General features: G+C 59.7%; 21 protein-coding genes and 1 pseudogene. 12 read left to right on the top strand and 10 right to left on the bottom strand.

Going from position 1 to position 23,466, the window contains the following annotated elements; all coding sequences use genetic code 11:
- From Q7W83_RS28165 to aspA, 5 genes and pseudogenes are all read right to left on the bottom strand, one after another.
- Positions 1-573, bottom strand: a pseudogene (locus Q7W83_RS28165) (RHS repeat domain-containing protein); the annotation flags it as partial.
- A 140-nt stretch (positions 574-713) separates the two neighbouring features.
- Positions 714-1,709, bottom strand: coding sequence for an AraC family transcriptional regulator (locus Q7W83_RS28160; protein ID WP_150653891.1), 996 nt, complete (start codon positions 1,707-1,709; stop codon positions 714-716).
- Between the two features lie 165 nt (positions 1,710-1,874).
- Positions 1,875-2,879: an asparaginase gene (locus Q7W83_RS28155; RefSeq protein WP_150634551.1), complete on the bottom strand. Its 1,005-nt coding sequence runs from the start codon at positions 2,877-2,879 to the stop codon at positions 1,875-1,877.
- A gap of 138 nt (positions 2,880-3,017) precedes the next feature.
- Positions 3,018-4,466, bottom strand: a complete 1,449-nt coding sequence (locus Q7W83_RS28150; protein ID WP_473658237.1) for an alanine/glycine:cation symporter family protein — start codon at positions 4,464-4,466, stop codon at positions 3,018-3,020.
- A 500-nt stretch (positions 4,467-4,966) separates the two neighbouring features.
- A complete protein-coding gene (gene aspA / locus Q7W83_RS28145) occupies positions 4,967-6,391 on the bottom strand; it encodes an aspartate ammonia-lyase (RefSeq protein WP_150634554.1) in 1,425 nt (474 codons plus the stop codon).
- Between the two features lie 180 nt (positions 6,392-6,571).
- Here aspA and Q7W83_RS28140 point away from each other — a divergent pair, with 180 nt between their 5' ends.
- Positions 6,572-7,483, top strand: a complete 912-nt coding sequence (locus Q7W83_RS28140) for a LysR substrate-binding domain-containing protein (RefSeq protein WP_150653893.1) — start codon at positions 6,572-6,574, stop codon at positions 7,481-7,483.
- Between the two features lie 56 nt (positions 7,484-7,539).
- On the opposite strand, the gene Q7W83_RS28135 is transcribed toward Q7W83_RS28140, so the two are convergent.
- The 3 genes from Q7W83_RS28135 to Q7W83_RS28125 are packed head-to-tail and all read right to left on the bottom strand — an operon-like array spanning position 7,540 to position 8,865.
- Positions 7,540-7,701 (bottom strand): hypothetical protein, encoded by a 162-nt coding sequence (locus tag Q7W83_RS28135; RefSeq protein ID WP_263596741.1) that lies wholly within the window; start codon positions 7,699-7,701, stop codon positions 7,540-7,542.
- On the bottom strand, positions 7,682-8,134 hold the full coding sequence (locus Q7W83_RS28130; protein ID WP_150653895.1) for a hypothetical protein: 453 nt from the start codon (positions 8,132-8,134) through the stop codon (positions 7,682-7,684). The genes Q7W83_RS28135 and Q7W83_RS28130 overlap by 20 nt, the downstream gene beginning before the upstream one ends.
- A gap of 56 nt (positions 8,135-8,190) precedes the next feature.
- A complete protein-coding gene (locus Q7W83_RS28125) occupies positions 8,191-8,865 on the bottom strand; it encodes a zinc metalloprotease (RefSeq protein WP_473658233.1) in 675 nt (224 codons plus the stop codon).
- 451 nt (positions 8,866-9,316) lie between these two features.
- Between Q7W83_RS28125 and purE the strand changes: the two genes are divergently transcribed.
- The 4 genes from purE to Q7W83_RS28105 all read left to right on the top strand — a co-directional run bounded on the left by purE (position 9,317) and on the right by Q7W83_RS28105 (position 11,882).
- Positions 9,317-9,808, top strand: a complete 492-nt coding sequence (gene purE, locus Q7W83_RS28120; protein WP_150634558.1) for a 5-(carboxyamino)imidazole ribonucleotide mutase — start codon at positions 9,317-9,319, stop codon at positions 9,806-9,808.
- A gap of 11 nt (positions 9,809-9,819) precedes the next feature.
- Positions 9,820-10,902: a 5-(carboxyamino)imidazole ribonucleotide synthase gene (locus Q7W83_RS28115; RefSeq protein WP_473658231.1), complete on the top strand. Its 1,083-nt coding sequence runs from the start codon at positions 9,820-9,822 to the stop codon at positions 10,900-10,902.
- 109 nt (positions 10,903-11,011) lie between these two features.
- On the top strand, positions 11,012-11,257 hold the full coding sequence (locus tag Q7W83_RS28110) for a GlsB/YeaQ/YmgE family stress response membrane protein (RefSeq protein ID WP_150634560.1): 246 nt from the start codon (positions 11,012-11,014) through the stop codon (positions 11,255-11,257).
- Between the two features lie 88 nt (positions 11,258-11,345).
- Positions 11,346-11,882 (top strand): DUF3299 domain-containing protein, encoded by a 537-nt coding sequence (locus tag Q7W83_RS28105; RefSeq protein WP_150634573.1) that lies wholly within the window; start codon positions 11,346-11,348, stop codon positions 11,880-11,882.
- A gap of 125 nt (positions 11,883-12,007) precedes the next feature.
- On the opposite strand, the gene Q7W83_RS28100 is transcribed toward Q7W83_RS28105, so the two are convergent.
- Both Q7W83_RS28100 and Q7W83_RS28095 read right to left on the bottom strand, forming a co-directional pair.
- Positions 12,008-12,907 (bottom strand): D-hexose-6-phosphate mutarotase, encoded by a 900-nt coding sequence (locus tag Q7W83_RS28100; protein WP_458376894.1) that lies wholly within the window; start codon positions 12,905-12,907, stop codon positions 12,008-12,010.
- 57 nt (positions 12,908-12,964) lie between these two features.
- Complete coding sequence (locus Q7W83_RS28095; RefSeq protein WP_007896491.1) at positions 12,965-13,369, bottom strand: acyl-CoA thioesterase; 405 nt, start codon at positions 13,367-13,369, stop codon at positions 12,965-12,967.
- A 363-nt stretch (positions 13,370-13,732) separates the two neighbouring features.
- On the opposite strand from Q7W83_RS28095, the gene Q7W83_RS28090 reads away from it, so the two are divergent.
- From Q7W83_RS28090 to Q7W83_RS28060, 7 genes are all read left to right on the top strand, one after another.
- Positions 13,733-15,031, top strand: a complete 1,299-nt coding sequence (locus Q7W83_RS28090) for an MFS transporter (RefSeq protein ID WP_473658228.1) — start codon at positions 13,733-13,735, stop codon at positions 15,029-15,031.
- A gap of 234 nt (positions 15,032-15,265) precedes the next feature.
- The gene (locus Q7W83_RS28085; protein ID WP_150634563.1) at positions 15,266-16,267 is read left to right on the top strand and encodes a phosphate ABC transporter substrate-binding protein PstS family protein; all 1,002 of its coding nucleotides are present in this window, start codon (positions 15,266-15,268) and stop codon (positions 16,265-16,267) included.
- 465 nt (positions 16,268-16,732) lie between these two features.
- A complete protein-coding gene (locus tag Q7W83_RS28080; protein WP_191630137.1) occupies positions 16,733-18,766 on the top strand; it encodes an ABC transporter permease subunit in 2,034 nt (677 codons plus the stop codon).
- 15 nt (positions 18,767-18,781) lie between these two features.
- Positions 18,782-20,452, top strand: a complete 1,671-nt coding sequence (pstA, locus tag Q7W83_RS28075; protein ID WP_150638205.1) for a phosphate ABC transporter permease PstA — start codon at positions 18,782-18,784, stop codon at positions 20,450-20,452.
- Positions 20,453-20,595: 143 nt separating this feature from the next.
- A complete protein-coding gene (gene pstB, locus Q7W83_RS28070; RefSeq protein WP_017341556.1) occupies positions 20,596-21,429 on the top strand; it encodes a phosphate ABC transporter ATP-binding protein PstB in 834 nt (277 codons plus the stop codon).
- A 71-nt stretch (positions 21,430-21,500) separates the two neighbouring features.
- On the top strand, positions 21,501-22,262 hold the full coding sequence (gene phoU, locus Q7W83_RS28065) for a phosphate signaling complex protein PhoU (protein ID WP_084317714.1): 762 nt from the start codon (positions 21,501-21,503) through the stop codon (positions 22,260-22,262).
- A gap of 167 nt (positions 22,263-22,429) precedes the next feature.
- Positions 22,430-23,338, top strand: a complete 909-nt coding sequence (locus Q7W83_RS28060) for a response regulator (RefSeq protein ID WP_150638204.1) — start codon at positions 22,430-22,432, stop codon at positions 23,336-23,338.
- Positions 23,339-23,466 lie beyond the last annotated feature (128 nt).

Here is a 23,466-nt window from a genome sequence, read left to right as displayed (position 1 = left end):
CCGGCTTTCGGCGTCGTAACCGAAGCGCTGCAGGCCCCGTTTAGCGCTGCGTTTTTCGATCATCCGGCCGAAGGCGTCGTAGCGGTAACGCTTGTCCTGGAAGGTCAGCAGTTTGTTGTGCACCACCAGCCCGGCGCCGGGTTGCGGGCCATCCAGCAGGTTGGCGGCGGCGTCGTAGGCGAAGGTTTCGCGCTGGCCGTGCAGGCTGTCCTGGCTGGCGATGATGCGGCCGGTGGCGTCGTAGTGCAGCCGTTGGCGGTGTTGCCCGGCGGGTTGCTGGTCGAGTTTGCCGATCAGGTTGTCGGCGGGGTCGTACTCAAAATGTTTCTGCACGGCGGCCGGCATCAGCGATGGCTGGCTGCTGTGTCGGCGTTGGCGTGAGCGTAAACGGCCGCTGCGGTCGTACTCGCTGCGGGTGCTGATCTGGCCTTGGGTGCGCAGCACTTCGCGGTGCAGGCGGTCGCGTTCGAAGTCGCTGATGACTTGGCCGTCGAGATTGATCTGGTGCAGGTGGCCGCTGCCGTAATACAGGCGATTGATCCAGCGGCCGTCGGGCAGTTGGGTCTGGATCAGAACAGAAACGTAAAGGATGTCCCCGGTTTCAATCGTAAAGGATGTGTCCGTTTCTACACCGCGAAGGCAATATTTCAACCGATGATGCTGTGTCGGAGGTACTGGCCCCTTCGCGGGCAAGCCCGCTCCCACAGGGTTTGTCAGTGCGGCCGGAATTGGCTGGGTGCGACCCCGCTCCAGCGCACAAACGCATGGCGGAAACTCGCGGTTTCGCTGAAACCCAGCATTTCGGCGATCCGGTAAATAGGCATCTGATCTTCGCAAAGCATGTGCTTGGCCTGTTCGAAGCGCAGCTCATCCAGCAATTCCTGATAACTGCACCCCAGATCCTTGAGGTGCCGACGCAGGGTCCGCGCCGAGCAATTCATCTGCTCGGCCAACCCTTCGAGGCCAGGAGCCGCGTTGAGCTGAGCACTGAGCAACTGCCGAATCCGCCCCAGCCACGCCTGGCGCCCGGTGAACTCGAGGTTCTGCTTGCGGCAGCGTTCGGCCATGGCTTGATGGGTGATGACATCGGCGAGCGGCAAGGGTTGGTCGAGCCAGCGCTTGTCGAAGGCAAAGGCGTTGTCCCGAGCGTTGAAGTGCAGCGGGCAGTTGAAGTGTTCGGCGTAGGTCGCCTGATAGTCCGGCGCAGCGTGTTCGAAGCGCGCAGCGATCAACGGCAGCGGGTGACCGAGCAGGTCGTCGCAGATGACTTTCAATGACACCAGACAGAACTCGGCATTGAACACCGCCATCGCCGGGCTCTCCCGGTAGTCGGCGGCGACGAACCAGATGCGCTCGCCGTCGTCCTCCAGGCTCAGCTCGAAAAGTGTTCCCAACAGCGCCGGATAACGCATCGCCAGACGCAAAGCGTCACCGAAGGTGGCACTGGTGAGCAGCGCATAGCCGAGCATCCCGTAGCAGGAAACGTGCATGCGCCGACCCAGCTCCAGGCCGATATCACGCTTGAGCGCGACCGCGTTGGCGCAGACCTGCATCTCCTGGTTGGTGGTGATGCGCGTGTCCGCACGGTTCAGGTCCGCTGCGCTGATGCCACTGCCGGCGAGCAACGCGTCGCTGGATAGGCCTTCGGCCTTGAAGGCGTTGAGCACCAACGAGACGGCGTTGAGGGTGGTGAGGTGGGAGTGGAGCATGGCGGCTTCCAGCCTGGGGATGGCTGGAAACTGAGCAAATTGTGTGCCGACCGAGGAACCTTGTGGGAGCGAGCCTGCACGCGATGGCGGCATACCAATCGAAATAGTTGTCGAATGGTAAACCGCCATCGCGAGCAGGCTCGCTCCCACAAGGACGGTGTTGTATCAGCTAAGTTCGCCGCACAAGTCGAGTTCTACCAGCCGCCTAACCTCGGTGGTGTCCAGACCCGCACCCAGCAAACCATGCAACTTGCCGAACGCCGCCTCACGGGTCATACCGCCGCCCGACAGTACGCCGACGCCGCGCAACCGGCTGCCAGCCTCGTACACATCCAGCTCGACGCCACCTTCATGGCACTGCGTCACCGCGACCACCACGACACCGTTGTCCCGCGCCCGCGAAAGCGCGGCGAGAAATTCGGGGTTGTCGCTCGGCCCGGTGCCGCTGCCGTAGCACTCCAGCACCAGACCCTGGATGCCGCTGTTCAGCACGCCATCGAGTTGCTCGGCGCCAATGCCTGGGAACAGCGGCAACACAGCGACTTTCGCCAGTTGCTTGCTCTGGTTGTAGTTCAACGCTGCTGGCAGTGAAGTCGCCTTCACGCCACCACCCTGACGCTCCAGGCGCTTGAACGGATGCCGACCGAAACTGCGCACCTTTGCGCATCGGGTCGGGTCCAGCAGTTCGCCATGGAAGTACAGATGAACGCCCGGTGCCAAGCCATGGCCCAGCGCAACCAACGCGCCGCCGAGGTTTTCCCAGGCATCGCTGTCGGTCACGCCGGCCGGCAGCATTGAACCGGTAAAGCACACGCGGGCCTGCAAGCCGAGCAGTTGAAAGCTCATGGCCGCCGCGCTGTAGGCGAGGGTGTCGGTGCCGTGCAGGATCAGCACACTGTCGCAGCCCTGCACATCCACTGCATCGACCACGGCCTCGCGCAGTTGCTGCCAATACGCCGGGGACATGTTGGCGCTGTCGATCAGCGGTGACATCTCGCGAAAGCGCCACTGCGGCACCACCAGCTCTGGCTGGCTGTGCAGGTATTCGCGCATCCGCGCTTCAAAACCGGATGCGGGTGCCAGGCCATGTTCGCTGGCTTGCATGCCGATGGTGCCACCGGTGTAGAGCACCATGACGTGCTGGGCGGCGGGAAAGGAATTGGGAACCATGGGGAAGTCTCCGCAAGAGATGACATGTGGGAGCCAGCCTGCTGGCGATGACGGTATGTTAGACACTAATGCGTCAACTGACAGTCTGTCATCGCCAGCAGGCTGGCTCCCACAGGTTGTGCACCCTTCGTTTACCGATCAGCGTTGCGCTGCGGGTACGCCTTGGGGCTCGGCTTGAGCCTTGGTGGCGGCTGGCGGGTTGGCTGGCCAGGCGTTCAGGTCCAGGTCCAGATCCGGGAACTTGCTCGAATCGAACACCGGTGTCTTGATCCCGGCAGCGCGCTGGTCATCGTAGTCGCACAGGATGCGCATGCCGACCTTGAACAGCAGGAACAGCGCAATCAGGTTCACGAACGCGAGCAGGGTCATGGTGATGTCGGCAAACGCGAACACCGTGCCGAGGTTCTCGATCGCACCCCAGAAAATCAACACCAGTACCAGTGCGCGGTAGCCGATCAACGCCTTGCGGTTTTCACCGATCAGGAAGCGCAGGTTGCTCTCGCCCAGATAGTAGTTGTAGAGAATCGAGGTGAACACGAACAACGCCAGTGCCACGGAGATGAACATCCGGCCCCAGTCGCCCACGACAGCGGCGAGCGAGTTCTGGGTCAGGGCAATGCCGTCGCCTTCGAAGCCCGGGGTGTAGAAGCCCGAGAGCAGGATCAGCAAGGCGGTGCAGGTGCAGATCACGAAGGTGTCGAGGAATACGCTGAACGCCTGAACCACGCCTTGTGCCACCGGGTGCTCGACCGACGCGACTGCTGCCACGTTGGGCGCACTGCCCAGGCCCGCTTCGTTGGCGAACACGCCACGCTTCACGCCCATGACGATGGCGCTGCCGATCAGGCCGCCGAAGGCCTGGTCGAGACCGAAGGCGCTTTTGACGATGGTCATCAGCATCGCTGGTACGTGGTCGAATTGCAGCACGATCACGTAGATGGTCACGCCGATGTACACCAGGGTTTTCACCGGCACCAACAGGTCAGCGACCTTGGCGATGCGCTTGATCCCGCCGATGAACACCAGGCCCAGCAACACTGCCAGGGCCAGGCCGGTCCAGGTGGTATCGAAGCCGAATGCGTTGTTCAACGAGTGCGTCACGGCGTGGGATTGCAGGCCGTTGAAGGCAAACCCGAAGGTCACCAGCAACAGGAACGCCATGATCATGCCCAGCCAGCGTTTCTGCAGGCCGTGCTGGATGTAATAGGACGGGCCGCCACGGTAAGTGCCGTCGGAATCGCAGCGCTTGTAGAGCTGGCCGAGGGAACATTCGAAGAAGCTGCTGGACATGCCGACCAGTGCGGTCACCCACATCCAGAACACTGCACCTGGCCCACCGAGGGTCACGGCAATGCCGACACCGGCGATGTTGCCTGCACCGACGCGGCCGGCAAGGCTGAGCATCAGGGCCTGAAACGAGCTGAGTTGACCGGCGCTGCTTTTGAGGCTGTCGCGGAACACCGCGAACATGTGGAAGAAGTGACGCAATTGAACGAAACGCGAGCGGATCGTGAAGTAGCTACCGAGCCCGACAATGAGCACGATCAGTACTTTCCCTGAGAGGAAGTCGTTAATGACTTCGAGCATGGATTATTCCTCGCTGTTTTTTGTGTAGGCAAATGCTGGGCGGTCGGAAACATCGCGTTACACCGGTTTGCGCACGGCAAAACAGGCGAGGCGAAGGTTCGTCCCGATTTCATATTGCGGGTTTGTTATTAGTTCGGGTTTCGCATGGGTTTGGGCCTCGTTACCGACGACCGCTCACGCGAAGAGGGGCGGCACTATACCTATGAGAGTGCCGTCCGTCTGCACGGTTGTGGTGCATCCGATGAAACGAAGCCTTTGAAACACCTGACGTTGATGGCGCCTGGTTCTTGTGGGAGCGGGCTTGCCCGCGATGCAGGCACCGCGGTTTATCAGGAACTCCGCGTTATCGTTCATCGCGGGCAAGCCCGCTCCCACAGGTTCTGTGTTTGCTTGTAAATAGTTAAAAAAAAGGGCCTGGGGAACAAATCCCCAAGCCCTCAAAAGGTGAGAGGTGTCTAGTCCCTCGACCTGGTGAGTGGTGCTACAAGTAACGCGTCGGATCAGGCTTTAAGCGGAACCAGACGCGGAGCGATCATGTTTTCCGGGCGCAGGATGTCGGCGAGCATTTCTTCGTCGAGCAAGCCTTCTTCGCGCACCAGTTCCAGCACGCCGCGGCCGCTTTCGAGGGCGATACGGGCGATGCGGGTGGCGTTTTCATAGCCGATGTACGGGTTCAGCGCGGTGACCAGGCCGATCGAGTGCTCGACCAGTTCGCGGCAGCGCGCTTCGTTGGCGGTGATGCCGACGATGCAGTGCTCGCGCAGCATGTCCATGGCGCGTTGCAGCAGGCGGATCGAGTCGAAGATCTTGAAAGCGATCAGCGGCTCCATCACGTTCAGTTGCAACTGGCCGCCTTCGGCGGCGATGGTCAGGGCCAGGTCGTTACCGATGATCTGGAACGCCACCTGGTTCACGGCTTCCGGGATGACCGGGTTGACCTTGCCAGGCATGATCGAACTGCCCGGCTGACGTGCCGGCAGGTTGATTTCGTTGATGCCGGTGCGTGGGCCGCTGGACAGCAGGCGCAGGTCGTTGCAGATCTTCGACAGCTTGACCGCGGTGCGCTTGAGCATGCCGGAGAACAGTACGAAAGCACCCATGTCGGAGGTGGCTTCGATCAGGTCGGCGGCTGGAACCAGTGGTTGACCGCTGATCAGTGCCAGGCGTTGAACGGCCAGGTGCTGGTAACGCGGGTCGGCGTTGATGCCGGTGCCGATCGCGGTGCCGCCCAGGTTCACTTCGGTCAGCAGCTCAGGCGCCAACGTTTTCAGGCGCGCCAGGTCTTCGCTCAGGGTAGTGGCGAAGGCGCGGAATTCTTGGCCGAGGGTCATCGGCACAGCGTCTTGCAGCTGGGTACGGCCCATTTTCAGGACGTGGTTGAATTCTTCACCCTTGGCGGCGAACGACTGGATCAGGCTGTCGAGGCTGGCCAGCAATGCGTCGTGACCCAGCAGCAGACCCAGGCGGATCGCGGTCGGGTAGGCGTCGTTGGTCGACTGCGCCATGTTCACGTCGTTGTTCGGGTGCAGGTATTGGTATTCGCCCTTCTGGTGACCCATGGCCTCCAGCGCGATGTTGGCGATGACTTCGTTGGCATTCATGTTGGTCGAAGTGCCAGCGCCGCCTTGAATCATGTCCACCACGAACTCTTCGTGGAAATCGCCGCGGATCAATCGTGCACAGGCTTCGCTGATGGCAGCGTGCTTGGCTTCGCTCAGGTGACCCAACTCGCGGTTGGCGTCAGCGGCGGCCTGTTTGACCATGGCCAGGCCGACAACCAGCTTCGGGTAATGCGAAATCGGAACGCCGGAGAGACGGAAGTTGTTCACCGCTCGCAGGGTCTGGATGCCGTAATACGCTTGAGCCGGTACTTCGAGTACGCCAAGCAGGTCTTTTTCTGTGCGGAAAGATGCAGCGGAGGACATGATAGAAATCATCTCGATATGGACCCGGTCTGTGCCGGAACACTGCAAATGCTAGGCTTGTAGAGAATTTTCGGCCAATGCTGTTAAACACTGGCCTATGCACATTCGGCATAATGCCCATGTGACGCCGTGTGTGCGGCGAGCGTGTGACCTAATTTGGTGCGTGTCCGGGAGGACGTGATGAATCTGGAAAGTAAATGGCTTGAGGACTTCAGTGCCTTGGCCGCCACCCGCAGCTTCTCCCAGGCTGCCGAACGCCGCTTCGTGACTCAGCCGGCGTTCAGCCGACGGATCCGCAGCCTTGAAGCCGCGCTGGGGCTGCAACTGGTCAATCGTTCACGCACGCCAATCGAGCTGACGGCGGCGGGGCAGTTGTTTCTGGTGACTGCGCGGACCGTGGTCGAACAGCTCGGCGAAGTGCTGCGCCACCTTCATCACCTGGAAGGCGGGCAAGGCGAAGTGATGCAAGTCGCGGCGGCTCACTCCTTGGCATTGGGTTTCTTCCCGCGCTGGATCGCGCAATTGCGCAATGAAGGGCTGAACATCGCCACGCGGTTGGTGGCGACCAACGTCGGCGACGCCGTGCATGCCCTGCGCGAAGGCGGGTGCGACCTGATGCTGGCGTTCTACGACCCGGACGCCGCGATGCAGATGGACCCGGAGATTTTCCCGTCCCTGCACTTGGGCCACACCGAAATGCTCCCGGTTTGCGCGGCGGACGCTGACGGCAAGCCACTGTTCGACCTGGAAGGCGACGCCAGTGTGCCGCTGCTGGCCTACAGCGCCGGAGCGTTTCTCGGGCGCTCGGTGAATATGCTGTTGCGCCAGCGGGCGCTGCGCTTCACCACCATTTACGAAACGGCCATGGCCGACAGCCTGAAAAGCATGGCGCTGGAAGGCCTGGGCATCGCCTGGGTGCCGCAACTGAGCGTGCGCGCCGAACTGGCGCGCGGTGAACTGGTGATTTGCGGCGGCCCGCAATGGCATGTGCCGCTGGAGATTCGTCTGTATCGCTGTGCGCTGGTGCGCAAGGCCAACGTGCGATTGTTGTGGCGCAAGCTGGAAGGCGGTGCGGCCAGCCCCGCTTCCTGAGTCGGGTGCAAGCCCATGCAAATGGCGTGCACCCGATGGTCAGACTCAGCGGCGTTTCAGTCGAATTGATTGAGGTAGTGACGAATATTCTCTCGGTTCCTGTCGCTGAAACGGTAGGCATTGCCACGAAAAGTCGTCGCCCAGTCCGCTTTCGTGATCGTGTCGTGCCACCAGCCGTCGTAGATCACGTCCGCATCGTCATGGGTGGCACCGAACATGTGGCCCACCTCGTGCGCGGGTGCCATGTAGTAGAAAATCGATGCGATTCCACTCTGACCCTTTTCGATCGCAGCGCCGGCAACGCTGCTGTTGATCGGGTGGCGGGTTAACAAAGAGGAATTTGTTCAGGTCCGGATCGTAAGGACGGGTCTCCTCTACCTTTGAAGTTAACGCTTTAACCATTGCTTTCCAGCCCTGACCTGAATCGTAGACGCTTTCATTTTTGTAGTGGTATTGGGTCATTCCCGGGGAGGTGGATTTAGAGTTGAAGATGATTGTGACGTCACGACCGGATATATATTCGAGCTCGGTTTTCAGCCAGGCGAAATGGTCGTCGTAAAGTTTGCCTTCATCATACCCATCCAGGTCGTCGTGGATATAGACCATTAAAAGGACAGGGTTTTTGGCTTGATTTGTTTTATTGTTCTTCACGCTGCTTTCCATTTTGTTATTTTTTGTTGGGTTGAGAGGGGGTGGCTGTAGTAATTTCAATACAAGCTGTCGACATAAGCCTTGATACGTTTTTCGTTTGCTTGACTAAACACATAGCAATTAGAGCGAAGCAGGAACGATTCCGGAAACACAAAGGTTTCACACCACCACCCTTTAAAAAGAATTTCACTGTCCTCATGGCGTGCATTAAAGGTATGTCCAAGTTCATGCCCAATTGCCTGCCCTTGCTCGAACGAGGCAATTGCAGTGTGTCCGGGTTGAGTCGCGAGCCCACCCATGCCGCCCATTAGCGGACTGCCATTGATGTAATCGTTGGTGACCAAGAGAATCCGATCATTGCGCGAAGACAAAAACTCATTGTTGTCATGTCGTTCTTTCTTGTATGCCCAGGCGAGCTTTTTCCACTCTTCAAACATCTTGTAGGGGGTGTCAGATTTATAGTTGAAGTTGGTATAGGGCGGGCGGTTCCGATCGAAGACCACCGAGATGTGCCGGCCAGTGATACGCTTGAACTCGATGACAAAGGGGCGAATGCGATCAGCGTAGGTTGAACTTCGTTTCGATTCAGGCACATCATCATGGAATATGACGAAAATCCGGATCGGATTCAAAGGGTCGTCTTTGAGTGTGTTGTCATTCAGTGCGTGGGCGCTGATATTGATACTTAAGGTGGTGACAAGTATCAGTAGTGTTTTTAATAGTGTGCTCATAGTGAAGGCTCATGAATAAATCGCTCTCGGTGATTTGGGCGAGGGCGTTAAAAGTGGTTGTTTATTAATTAGGTGGCACGTTAATTTGGTGCCGCTTGATATATAACACGAGTTTTTTCGGGATCTACCCTTGTTGATATCCCTTATTTATTACTTGGTGTTTGTTCGTGATAAATGGCACTTCTTGTGGGCGTTTTTCATTGACTCGGTTATTGCCTTGAAGGGCCGTGGCGGGCACTGTGCGCTCTTGACCTTCAGGTCAATAAAACCGGCACTTTGTGCCGTATGACAGATGGTCGTTTCGGGGGCTGTTTATCCGCTTCATTGAGGTATACTGCGCGGCCTTCGGCCGGTTCGTCCGGCCATTTTTCGTACAATCAAGCCACGCATTTTTGCGTGGCTTGTTGTTTTTTGACGCGCCTGCGGGCGCCCAGAGAGAAGAGGCACGACGATGAGTGCACTGGTTGGCGTGATCATGGGCTCCAAGTCCGATTGGTCCACCCTTAGCCACACCGCCGATATGCTGGAAAAGCTCGGCATCCCTTACGAGGTGAAAGTGGTCTCTGCCCACCGCACCCCGGACCTGCTGTTCCAGTACGCCGAAGAGGCTGAGGCGCGTGGCATCGAGGTGATCATCGCCGGTGCCGGTGGCGCGGCCCATTTGCCAGGCATGTGTGCGGCCAAGACCCACCTGCCGGTGCTGGGCGTGCCGGTGCAGTCGTCGATGCTTTCGGGCGTCGACTCGCTGCTGTCTATTGTGCAGATGCCGGCAGGCATTCCGGTCGCCACCCTGGCCATCGGCAAAGCCGGCGCGATCAACGCCGCGCTGCTGTCGGCGAGCATCCTCGGCGCCAAGCACCCGCAGTTCCACGAAGTGCTGAAGACTTTCCGTGCTGAGCAGACAGACAGCGTCCTGGAAAATCCAGACCCACGCATCGCCTGAGGTTGTTGACGATGAAGATCGGTGTAATCGGTGGCGGCCAGTTGGGTCGCATGTTGGCGCTGGCGGGCACCCCGCTGGGCATGAACTTCGCTTTCCTGGACCCCGCGCCGGATGCTTGCGCAGCCGCGTTGGGCGAACACCTGCGGGCCGATTACGGCGATCAGGATCACCTGCGTCAGCTCGCCGATGAAGTCGATCTGGTGACCTTCGAGTTCGAAAGCGTCCCGGCTGAAACCGTAGCGTTCTTGTCGCAATTCGTCCCGGTCTACCCGAGCGCCGAAGCCCTGCGCATCGCTCGCGATCGCTGGTTCGAGAAGAGCATGTTCAAGGACCTGGGGATTCCCACCCCGGCGTTCGCCGACATCCAGTCGCAAGCCGATCTGGAGGCCGCCGTGGCCTCCATCGGTCTGCCAGCCGTATTGAAAACCCGCACCCTGGGTTACGACGGCAAGGGCCAGAAAGTCCTGCGCACCGCTGAAGACGTGGTCGGCACCTTCGCTGAACTGGGCAGCGTTGCCTGCCTGCTGGAAGGCTTCGTGCCGTTCACCGGCGAAGTGTCGCTGATCGCCGTGCGTGCTCGCGATGGCGAAACCAAGTTCTACCCGCTGGTTCACAACACCCACGACAGCGGCATCCTCAAGCTGTCCGTGGCCAGCACCGACCACCCGTTGCAAGCCTTGGCCGAAGACTACTCCAGCCGAGTGCTCAAGCATTTGAGCTACGTTGGCGTGATGGCGTTCGAGTTCTTTGAAGTCGACGGTGGCTTGAAGGCCAACGAAATCGCCCCGCGTGTGCACAACTCCGGGCACTGGACTACCGAAGGCGCCGAATGCAGCCAGTTCGAAAACCACCTGCGGGCCGTTGCCGGTCTGCCGCTGGGGTCGACGGCCAAGGTGGGGGAGAGCGCCATGCTCAACTTCATCGGTAAAGTGCCGGAGACCGAAAAAGTCCTGGCCATCGCCGATTGCCATCTGCATCACTATGGCAAGGCCTTCAAGGTCGGGCGCAAGGTCGGTCATGCCAACCTGCGTTGTGCAGACCGCGAGACGCTGGCCGCACAGATCCTCAAGGTCGAAGCGCTGATCACCGAATAAACGGTTTCATGTGGCCGCGGCGGAACCATTCAGGGCCGCCGTTCTCTCATGGCAGGATGCAAAAGTCTGTCTAGGCTTTGGCATGTCCAACCAATCAGAGGGAAATGCCATGGGAATTATCGGAACCATCTTTATCGGCTTGATTGTCGGCCTGCTGGCCCGGTTCCTGAAACCGGGTGACGACAGCATGGGCTGGATCATGACCATCCTGCTCGGTATCGGCGGTTCACTGGCGGCCACTTACGGCGGTCAGGCCCTGGGCTTCTATCAGGCAGGACAAGGCGCAGGCTTCCTGGGTGCGCTGGTTGGCGCCGTGATATTGCTGGTGGTCTACGGCTTGATCAAAAAGAACTGATCCAGGCGACAAAGCCCTCTCTGCGCCGCACGCGGGGAGGGCTAGAATGCTCGGCGCCATACCGTCCTTTCTCTTGCCGAGCACCTTCATGCGCCGTCTTCTATTGACTGTCCTTTTACTGGGTTCGGGCCTTGCCCATGCCGGCGAACTGCCGGAAACCGACTGGCTCGAACTGATGCCGAAGTCGGACCAGAAAGCCCTTGAGGCCATGCCCGAAATCGATCACAACTCCCCCGAAGCCAATGGCACCTTTACCGAAAAGGGTGGCATGAAGCAGAGCAAGGGCTTGCCGGCGGTGATGTACTCGACCAAAACCGTGCCGTCGATGAACGACAAGAACATCCGCATCGGTGGTTATCCGGTGCCGCTGGAATCCGACGCCAAGGGCCGCAGCACGCTGTTCTTCCTCGTGCCGTATCCGGGCGCCTGCATCCACGTGCCGCCACCGCCGCCTAACCAGTTGGTGCTGGTGCGCTATCCGAAAGGGTTGAAGCTGGATGATATCTACACGCCGCTGTGGGTGACCGGCACGCTGAAGATCGAGAAGGTCAACAACGAACTGGCTGACGCGGCGTATGCGCTGGATGCGGCGAAAGTGCGGGTGGTGCAGGAATCAGATCTCTAGCAGCCAACCAAAATAACTGTGGGAGCCAGCCTGCTGGCGATAGCGGTCCGTCAGGCACTTTCAAGTTGACTGACATGACACCATCGCCAGCAGGCTGGCTCCCACAGTTCGTATTGCGGTGTTGATTAGAGAAGTGTGCTGGCGATGCTCACACCGAGGGTGTGGGTGGCACCCGGTTTCAGCGTGATCACATCATCCATCACATTCGCCGTCTCGATGCACAGCATGCGCTGCCAGCCATCGTCTGCCATATCGCTGAACGCCGCCGCGCGATCGATCCACGGGTTCCAGATCACTGCCGAACGCGAACCGCGGCTGGTCAGCTCGATGCGCCGTTCCCACGCCGGATCGACAATGCTCAGCTTCGCCGGGGTGTTCAGGTAGATGCGATCGGTCTCGCCGTTAAAACGCAGGTCACCGGCCTGGGGCACAGTTTTCCAGTCATCCAGCGTCTCGATGTAATTCAAGCCATCCAGCCCTTCAACGTGCACATTGCGCACATCGCTGACCGCGAAATAGCTGTGCAGCGCCTGGCTGATGGTGACGGTATCGGTGCCTTGGTTGTGGCTGGTCAGGCTGATGTGCAGTTGCTCATCCAGACGAATGCTCAACTTCAAATCCACCTGATGCGGCCAGTCGGGGAAGCCGCCTTCGGGGTAGGGCAGGACGAATTCCACCTTCAGGCTTTCACCTTCGGTTTCGATGCCGCCCAGTTCCCAGTCCATTGCCCGCACAAAACCGTGAGCGGTCGGCGGTTCGTTGCTGACGCGCATCGTCTGAACGCTCGGCGGGTTGCGCGAAAGGTTGCCGAACCACGGCCAGCACACCGGCACGCCGGCGCGGATGCTCTTGCCGGTCTTGAACACGGCCTCGTCGTTGAGCCAGATCAGCGGCGGTTGGCCGGCCAATTGATAACTGAGGATGTGCGCACCTTGCTGGGCAACCAGCAATTCGGCCTGACCGTGGCGGATGCGCCAGCAGTTCAGTTCATCCAGCTTCACGGCTTCAACGTTGGGCGTGTTCATGGGGCAACTCTCGGTCAGGAACAATGACTGCAATGGACCGCAGAACGGTCGCCGCGTTTAACGCGCGCGTGGCGGAACCGAGCGGGTGCGACCGCTGCCGTCGATGGCCACGAACACAAACACGGCTTCAGTCACTTTACGCCACTCACTGGACAGCGGATCGTCGCTCCAGACCTCGACCATCATCTGGATCGAGCTGCGGCCGATTTCCAGCGCCTGGGTATAGAAGGAGAGCTGAGCGCCCACCGCCACCGGAACCAGGAATGCCATGCGATCAATCGCCACGGTAGCCACCCGGCCGCCAGCGACTTTGCTGGCCATTGCGGTGCCGGCCAAATCCATCTGCGCCACCAGCCAGCCGCCGAAAATATCGCCGAAACCGTTGGTTTCACGCGGAAGCGCGGTGATTTGCAGGGCCAGGTCGCCTTGCGGGATTGGATCTTCTTGTTCGAGCTCTATCATGCCGGGGGTGCCTCTGACCCGTGACTCTTCATTGGTACTTCAAGGTGAATAGCCGTCTCAAGGAAAAACGATTCAGCCCCGAACATACTACGTTCGTCACGTTTTTCGTAAGGCGCCTAAAGGGGAACTCTGCGAAATCGACTGGCCGCGCCAGCAGCGTCTTCGCACAGCAACCCTTTCAAACTGCTGCAGATCGCGAGTATATCGGTCGGTAGACTCCGAGACGACCGTCCGGTTCTCATTTTGACCGTCAAATACGCACCTCTATGTGCTTTTTCGAACAATTTGCTATCGTGCCGGACCTGCCCAAGCCTCCGCCAGCGTTGTTGGGGTTGCAGATCCGACTATAAGAGAAGCCTTGCCATGACCACAGCGCCCTCGAGCACTGCGCAGCCAACGCAATCCGCACGTCCGTTGACCCGCAATGACTACAAGACTTTATCGCTGTCCGCCCTTGGCGGCGCGCTGGAGTTCTACGACTTCATCATTTTCGTGTTCTTCGCCACGGTGGTCGGCAAGCTGTTCTTCCCGGCCGACATGCCCGAGTGGCTGCGCCTGATGCAGACCTTCGGCATCTTCGCCGCCGGCTACCTGGCGCGACCGCTGGGCGGCATTGTAATGGCGCACTTCGGCGACCTGCTGGGTCGCAAGAAGATGTTCACCCTGAGTATTTTCATGATGGCGGTTCCGACCCTGATCATGGGTCTGCTGCCGACGTACGCGCAGATCGGCATGTGGGCGCCCATCCTGTTGCTGCTGATGCGGGTGATCCAGGGCGCGGCGATTGGCGGTGAAGTGCCGGGCGCATGGGTCTTCGTTTCCGAACACGTGCCGCAGCGGCACATCGGCTACGCCTGCGGCACGCTGACCAGCGGTCTGACGGCCGGCATCCTCCTGGGGTCGCTGGTTGCCACGGCGATCAACAGCATTTACACCCCGGTGGAAGTGGCGGATTACGCCTGGCGGATCCCGTTCCTGCTCGGTGGTGTATTTGGCCTGTTCTCGGTTTACCTGCGCCGCTGGTTGCACGAGACGCCGGTGTTCGCCGAGCTGCAACTGCGCAAGGCGCTGGCCGAAGAAGTGCCGCTGCGTGCCGTACTGCGCGACCATCGCGGGGCGATCCTGATTTCCATGCTGCTGACCTGGTTGCTGTCCGCCGGCATCATCGTGGTCATTCTGATGACCCCGACCGTGCTGCAGACGGTCTACCACTTCACTCCCACCACCGCGTTGCAGGCCAATAGCCTGGCGATCGTATTCCTGAGTCTGGGCTGCGTTGCTTCCGGTGCGTTGGCTGACCGCTTTGGCGCGGGCCGGGTGTTTGTGTTCGGCAGTGCGGCGTTGCTGCTCAGCTCGTGGACCTTCTATCACAGCCTGTTCAACCACCCGGACTGGCTGTTCCCGATGTACGCCCTGACCGGTCTGCTGGTCGGCACTATTGGTGCGGTGCCCTACGTGATGGTCAAGGCCTTCCCGGCGGTGGTGCGCTTTAGCGGGCTGTCGTTCTCCTACAACCTGGCCTATGCGATTTTTGGTGGCCTGACGCCGATGGTGGTGACGCTGCTGCTCAAAGAAAGCCCGATGGGGCCGGCGTATTACGTGGCGATCATCTGTGGTGTCGGGATTCTGGTGGGTGCGTACCTTTGGAAGAAGGGGCGCTGATCCCCGAGACTCTCTGTAGCTGTACCGGCCCCAATCGCCAGCAGGCTGGCTCCCACATTGAAATGCATTCCAATGTGGGAGCCAGCCTGCTGGCGATTTGGGGTACATGAATTATCCGGTAAAAACTCGAATACTGGCCTTTCATCCAATTGTCATATTTCAGCCATAGAGTGTTCACACGGCCTGCTGATACTTGGCCCCGACTTAACACACCCTATCTGCTAGGAGTAAGGCATGAAACTGAAGCGTTTGATGGCGGCAATGACTTTTGTCGCTGCTGGCGTTGCGACTGCCAACGCGGTTGCCGCTGTTGACCCTGCTATCCCGAGCTACACCAAGACCACTGGTGTGTCGGGCAACCTGTCCAGCGTCGGCTCCGATACCCTGGCCAACCTCATGACCCTGTGGGCTGAGAACTACAAAAAAGAATACCCGAACGTAAACATCCAGATTCAGGCTGCCGGTTCTTCTACCGCGCCACCTGCGCTGACTGAAGGCACCGCTAACCTGGGCCCGATGAGCCGCAAGATGAAGGACAACGAGCTGCAAGCCTTCGAAACCAAATACGGCTACAAGCCAACGGCTATCCCGGTTGCCGTGGATGCCTTGGCTGTGTTCGTACACAAGGACAACCCGATCCAGCACATGACCATGGAGCAAGTCGACGCGATTTTCTCCTCGACTCGTCTGTGCGGCGCTAAAACCGACGTGAAAACCTGGGGTGACCTGGGTGTGACCGGCGATCTGGCCAACAAGCCGGTTCAGCTGTTCGGTCGTAACTCGGTATCCGGCACCTACGGCTACTTCAAAGAAGAAGCCCTGTGCAAAGGTGACTACAAGCCAAACGTCAACGAACAACCAGGTTCGGCTTCGGTCGTGCAGTCGATCAGCTCCTCGCTGAACGGCGTAGGTTACTCGGGCATCGGCTACAAGACCGCTAGCGTGAAAACGGTGGCTCTGGCCAAGAAAGGCAGCACTGAATTCATCGAAGACACCGAAGAAAACGCCCTGAACGGCAAGTATCCGCTGTCGCGTTTCCTCTACGTTTACGTCAACAAAGCCCCGAACAAGCCTCTGGCCCCGCTGGAAGCCGAGTTCGTGAAGCTGATTCTGTCCAAACAGGGTCAGGAAGTTGTAGTGAAAGACGGCTACATCCCGTTGCCAGCCAAGGTTGCTGCCAAAGCACTGGCTGACCTGGGTCTGCAAGAAGGCGGCGCTGAAGTCGCAAAAAAGTAAAACCCTGATCCGGGGCTAGCCCCGGATCAGTAGGAGCCGACTTACTGGCGATCCTGTCGACTCGGTCTGACAGGTTCACTGCGGTGAAGCCATCGCCAGCAAGCCGGCTCCTACACCCCCCAAATTTTTGATCCACTGCCAGTTCCCGCTGGCGGCGGATTTGCTGCGTCACTGCATTGTCATCTTTCTGTCATACAGGATCGCTAGGGTGAGCGCATGAATGATCTGGCCAATTCCACCATGACTACAAATCCCCCCAAGCGAATTGATTTCAATACGCCTGAGCTGCAACGCAAGCGCCGCATCCGCGCGCTCAAAGACCGCCTGACCCGCTGGTACGTCCTCGTTGGCGGCCTCGCCGTTCTCGGCGCGATCACGCTGATCTTCTTCTTCCTCGCCTACGTCGTCTTCCCCTTGTTCCAGGGTGCGAACCTGACGGCCAAGGACGCCATCACGCCCGCCTGGATGCAGGACGCCGGCAAGCCGTTGATGATCTCCCTGGAAGAGCAGAACCAGGTCGCCATGCGGGTTTCCGACAAAGGGCAGGCGCTGTTCTTCGACATCGACAGTGGCGCCGAACTCAAGCGCGTCGATCTGCCGATCCCGGCCGGCACTACCGTGACGTCCATCGGCGAAGACCAGCCGGGCCATCCATTGGTGGCTGTGGGCCTGTCCAACGGCCAGGCTTTGGTATTCCGTCACACCTATAAAGTCAGCTACCCGGACGGCAAGAAAACCATCTCGCCAGCCGTCGAGTACCCGTACGGCGAAACCCCGATCGCGCTGAACGAGGCGGGCGGTGCGCTGGAGCATGTCAGCCTCAACGCCACTGATTCGACCCTGATGCTGGTCGGTTCCACCGGTTCGCAACTCAATGTGCTGTCGCTCACCAGCGAAGAGAACATGATGACCGGCGAAATCACCAACGAGCAGAAGCGCATCGATCTGCCGCAGATGACCGAGCCGGTGAAGAACATCTTCGTCGACCCACGTCAGCAATGGCTGTACGTGATCAATGGTCGTGCGCAAGCTGACGTGTTCAGCCTGCGCGACAAGAGCTTGAACGGTCGCTACAAACTGCTCGAAAACGGCGATGCCGAGATTACTGCCAGTACCCAGCTGGTGGGCGGTATCTCGCTGATTCTTGGCGACTCCAAGGGTGGCTTGGCCCAATGGTTCATGGCCCGCGACCCGGATGGTGAGCAGCGCCTGAAGCAGATCCGCACCTTCCAGATGGGCACCACGCCGATCGTTGAAATCACTGCCGAAGAACGTCGCAAAGGCTTCATCGCCCTCGATGCCTCCGGCAAGCTCGGCGTGTTCCACAGCACCGCGCACCGCACCTTGCTGGTGGATCAGGTCGTAGAAGGCCAGGGCATCTTCGGTCTCTCGCCACGGGCCAACCGCATCATCGTGGAGCAAGGCGGCAAGATTCAACCGCTGCTGCTCGACAACCCGCACCCGGAAGTGTCCTGGAGCGCGCTGTGGAGCAAGGTCTGGTACGAGAACTACGACGAGCCTAAATATGTCTGGCAATCGACCGCCGCCAACACCGATTTCGAACCGAAGCTGAGCTTGTCTCCGCTGACCTTCGGCACCCTGAAAGCCGCGTTCTACGCCATGCTGCTGGCCGCTCCACTGGCCGTTGCTGCAGCGATCTACACCGCGTACTTCATGGCCCCGGGCATGCGCCGCAAGGTCAAGCCGGTGATCGAGCTGATGGAAGCGATGCCGACGGTGATCCTCGGTTTCTTCGCCGGTCTGTTCCTCGCTCCGTATGTAGAAGGGCATTTGCCGGGCATTTTCAGCCTGCTGATGCTGCTGCCGATTGGCATCCTGGTGGCCGGTTTCGTCTTCAGTCGCCTGCCTGAATCTATCCGCCTGAGAGTACCGGATGGCTGGGAAAGCGCGATTCTGATTCCGGTGATCCTGTTCGTGGGCTGGCTCTCGCTGTACATGAGCCCGTACATGGAAACCTGGTTCTTCGGCGGCGACATGCGCATGTGGATCTCCCACGACCTGGGCATCACTTACGACCAGCGCAACGCACTGGTGGTCGGTCTGGCCATGGGCTTCGCAGTTATCCCGAACATCTACTCCATCGCCGAAGACGCCGTGTTCAGTGTGCCTCGCGGTCTGACCCTCGGTTCCCTGGCACTCGGTGCCACGCCGTGGCAGACCATGACTCGCGTGGTGATCCTCACCGCCAGCCCGGGCATCTTCTCGGCGTTGATGATCGGCATGGGCCGCGCGGTCGGTGAAACCATGATCGTGCTGATGGCCACCGGCAACACCCCGGTCATGGAAATGAACCTGTTCGAAGGTCTGCGAACGCTGGCCGCCAACGTCGCGGTGGAAATGCCCGAATCGGAAGTCGGCGGCAGCCACTACCGCGTGCTGTTCCTCTCGGCGCTGGTGTTGCTGTTGTTCACCTTCGTCATGAACACCCTCGCAGAACTGATTCGTCAGCGTCTGCGCAAGAAATACTCGTCGCTTTAAGAAAGGTAGAAGTCTGTGAAACAGAACTCCCTGAATGGATGGTTCAAGAGCGGCGCCCCCGGCGTCTGGATCAGCGGTGGCGCGGTGTCCATCGCGGTCATCATGACCATTGGCCTGCTTGCGGTGATTGCCGTGCGCGGACTGGGTCACTTCTGGCCGGCGGACCTGATCCACGCCAGCTACGACGTGCCGGGCCAGGCCAATCACCTGGTCATCGGTGAAGTGGTGCAGAAGGAAGAAGTGCCGCGCGAGCGCCTGAAAAGCGCTGGCCTGCCGGTTCCCGATCAGGGCCCGGAGTTCATGACTCGCGAGCTGATCAAGGTCGGCAACCGTGACTTGAACGGCAACGACTTCACCTGGATCGTCGGCGAGTGGCTGACCAATCAGAAAACCCCGCCTGAGCTGATGGCCATCGAGCGTCGCGAGTGGGGCAATTTCTACGGCTACCTGGTCAACGTCAAACAGGACGGCAAGATCATCGCCGAAGGCGAAGCGGCGTGGCCTGAGTTGCAGGCGCGAGTGGATCGCGTGAACAAGCTCGCGGCCCAGCTCAAGAGTCTGGAAAAAGTCGACATCGGTGCGATCAACGCAGGCCTCGAACGCATCCGTCTGCACGGTCGCAAACTGGAACTGGCGGGCAAGCTCGATGCGACTGCGCAAGCGGACATGGAGTCTGAGCGCGCCGAGCTGAACGCACGTTATCAGGACATTGAAGCGCGCCTGAACGACCTGCACGCCCAGTTCAACCGCGACAGCCTGACGGCCCGCGACGCCAACGGCAAAGAGATTGAAATCGGCATCGGCAAAGTGGTTCACGCCTATCAGCCGAACGCCATGGGCACGATGACCAAGATCGGTTTCTACTTCAGCAAGGTCTGGGAATTCCTCAGCGACGACCCGCGTGAAGCGAACACCGAAGGCGGGATCTTCCCGGCGATTTTCGGCACCGTGATGATGACCCTGATCATGGCGATGATCGTGACGCCGTTTGGTGTGCTGGCAGCGGTGTACCTGCGCGAATACGCCAAGCAGAACGCACTGACGCGGATTATCCGCATCGCCGTGAACAACCTGGCGGGCGTTCCGGCCATCGTTTACGGCGTGTTCGGTCTGGGCTTCTTCGTTTACGTGCTGGGCGGCTCGGTCGACCGGTTGTTCTTCCCTGAAGCGCTGCCGGCTCCGACTTTCGGTACGCCGGGCCTGCTCTGGGCTTCGTTGACCTTGGCGCTGCTGGCGGTGCCGGTGGTGATCGTGGCCACCGAAGAAGGCCTGGCGCGGATTCCTCGTACCGTGCGTGAAGGCTCGTTGGCCCTCGGCGCAACCAAGGCGGAAACCTTGTGGAAGATCGTGCTGCCGATGGCCAGCCCGGCGATGATGACCGGCATGATCCTCGCCGTGGCTCGCGCCGCCGGTGAAGTGGCGCCGCTGATGCTGGTAGGTGTGGTGAAACTGGCACCGTCGCTGCCGCTGGATGGCAACTACCCGTACCTTCACCTTGACCAGAAGATCATGCACCTGGGCTTCCATATTTATGACGTCGGCTTCCAGAGCCCGAACGTCGAAGCCGCACGACCGTTGGTGTACGCCACCGCGCTGCTGCTGGTACTGGTGATCGCGACATTGAACCTGTCGGCCGTTTATATCCGGAACCATCTGCGCGAGAAATACAAAGCACTGGATAGCTGATTTGCAGCATTGATTTCTATGTGGGAGCCAGCCTGCTGGCGATTCAGGCACCGCGGTTTAACTCTGAAACCGCGGTGATGCCTTCGCCAGCAGGCTGGCTCCCACAAAAACCGAACCGAATTTGTCAGCACAGGGAGCCTCCCATGCAGCACGAAGCACATACCCACGGCATCAACATGTCTGCCCTGGGCCGCGACAAACAGAGCCTGAGCCTGGCGCAGGAAACCGTAGCCATTGAAGTACCGGGCCTGAGCCTGTTCTACGGCGACAAACAAGCGCTGTTCGACGTCAGCATGAACATCCCGAAACAGCGCGTGACCGCCTTCATCGGCCCGTCCGGCTGCGGTAAGTCCACGCTGCTGCGCACCTTCAACCGCATGAACGATCTGGTGGATGGCTGCCGCGTAGAAGGCGAAATCAACCTCTACGGCAACAACATCTACCGCAAGGGCGAAGACGTGGCCGAGCTGCGTCGTCGCGTCGGCATGGTGTTCCAGAAGCCGAACCCGTTCCCGAAAACCATCTACGAAAACGTGGTTTACGGCCTGCGCATCCAGGGCATCAACAAAAAGCGCATCCTCGACGAAGCGGTCGAGTGGGCGTTGAAAGGCGCGGCGCTGTGGGACGAAGTCAAAGACCGTCTGCACGAGTCGGCACTCGGCCTGTCCGGTGGTCAGCAACAACGTCTGGTCATCGCGCGCACCATCGCCGTGGAACCGGAAGTGCTGCTGCTCGACGAACCGTGCTCGGCACTTGACCCGATCTCCACGCTGAAAGTCGAAGAGCTGATCTACGAACTGAAATCGAAATTCACCATCGTCATCGTGACCCACAACATGCAACAGGCCGCGCGGGTTTCCGACTACACGGCGTTCATGTACATGGGCAAACTGGTGGAGTTCGGTGATACCGATACCCTGTTCACCAATCCGGCGAAGAAGCAGACCGAAGACTACATCACGGGTCGCTACGGCTAGGAAGCTGTTGTTGCTCACTGAACTGACGCTGCGGTCCACCGCACTTTACCGGACGCTCCAAGGACGCCAACATGATTAGTAAAGAAGGCCTTACTCACCACATTTCCGCGCAGTTCAACGCCGAGCTGGAGGAAGTGCGCAGCCACCTCCTGGCCATGGGCGGGCTGGTGGAAAAGCAGGTCAACGACGCGGTGACCGCGCTGATCGAGGCCGACTCCGGCCTGGCCCAGCAGGTGCGCGAGATCGACGACCAGATCAACCAGATGGAACGCAACATCGACGAAGAATGCCTGCGCATCCTGGCCCGTCGTCAGCCGGCGGCGTCCGACCTGCGTCTGATCATCAGCATTTCCAAGTCGGTGATCGATCTGGAGCGCATCGGCGACGAAGCGACCAAGATTGCCCGCCGCGCCATCCAATTGTGCGAGGAAGGCGAAGCGCCGCGCGGTTACGTCGAAGTTCGCCACATCGGTGATCAGGTGCGCAACATGGTGCGTGACGCACTGGATGCGTTTGCCCGTTTCGACGCGGACCTGGCGTTGTCGGTGGCGCAGTACGACAAGATCATCGACCGCGAATACAAGACCGCCCTGCGTGAACTCGCCACCTACATGATGGAAGACCCGCGCTCTATCTCGCGGGTCTTGAGCATTATCTGGGTGTTGCGTTCGCTGGAACGGATCGGCGACCACGCGCGCAACATTTCCGAGCTGGTGATTTACCTGGTGCGCGGCACCGACGTGCGGCACCTGGGCCTCAAGCGCATGAAGGAAGAAGTTGAAGGCACAAGTGGTGAAACCGCTAATGTTCCGGGCAAAGTTGACGATAAGTAATATTGCCCAAGTAAAGCGCCCGGCCTTTAGGCCGGGCGTTTTTGTTTGCGGGTTACGAATTTGAATGCAGCACCCGCGAACGAAAAGTCCCGGCGTGACTGAAGGTTTTTGGCAATGTGCCATCAGCAAAGCGGTATGCTTGCCGGGATTTTTTAAAGGGGTGATGGATGAGTAAGGTCAGTGTGTTGGTCGTGGACGATGCGTCGTTCATTCGTGACCTGGTGAAGAAGTGCCTGCGCAACTACTTCCCCGGGATCCGCATTGAAGACGCGGTCAACGGTAAGAAGGCTCAGGCCATTCTCGCTCGGGAAGCGTTCGATCTGGTCCTGTGCGACTGGGAAATGCCGGAAATGTCCGGTCTGGAACTGCTGACCTGGTGCCGCGAGCAGGACAATCTCAAGACCATGCCCTTTGTCATGGTGACCAGCCGTGGCGACAAAGAGAACGTCGTCCAGGCGATCCAGGCCGGTGTATCCGGCTACGTCAGCAAGCCGTTCACCAACGAGCAACTGCTGACCAAGGTCAAACAGGCGCTGAACAAGGTGGGCAAGCTCGACACGTTGATGAACAGCGCACCGACCAAAATGAACTCGGCATTCGGCAATGATTCGTTGAGCGCATTGACCGGCGGCAAGGCGGAAGTGGTCGCGGCGGCACCCGCCCCGGTTGCTGCGCCATCGCGAGGCCTGCTCAACAATCCGCCCGTCAAGGCTCCGGTTGCCGCCGCTGCAGCCTCCGGCGGTCGTGGGCAAGGCCAACTGCGCCTGCCGAACGGCATTCAGCCATGCGTGATCAAGGCCTTGAGCCTCAAGGAAGCGCTGCTGGTCGTGAAACGCACCGATGCGCTGCCGCAAGTGCTCGACAGCGCCGTGCTCGACATGGAACAGGGTGACAACGCTGAAGTCGCCCGCCTGAACGGTTACCTGCACGCCATCGTCGCCCACGAGCAGAAGCCCGACAGCGATTGGCTGCAACTGACGTTCCGCTTTGTCGATCAGGACGCGCAAAAGCTCGATTACATCTCCCGTTTGATAGCACGTGGTACGGCGCAGAAGCATTTCGTTCCGGGCGCGTGATCTTCGTCGCCTGACAATCCGCCATCGCTAACAGGCTGGCTCCCACATTGGAATGCATTCCCCTGTGGGAGCCAGCCTGCTAGCGATGGGGCCATCACATACACCGCACATCTGCGCAACTGCCCATT

The organism is Pseudomonas sp. 300 (genome assembly GCF_055803035.1).
The sequence above is the reverse complement of the archived record's forward strand: the minus strand, read 5'-3'. Positions and strand labels throughout refer to the sequence as shown.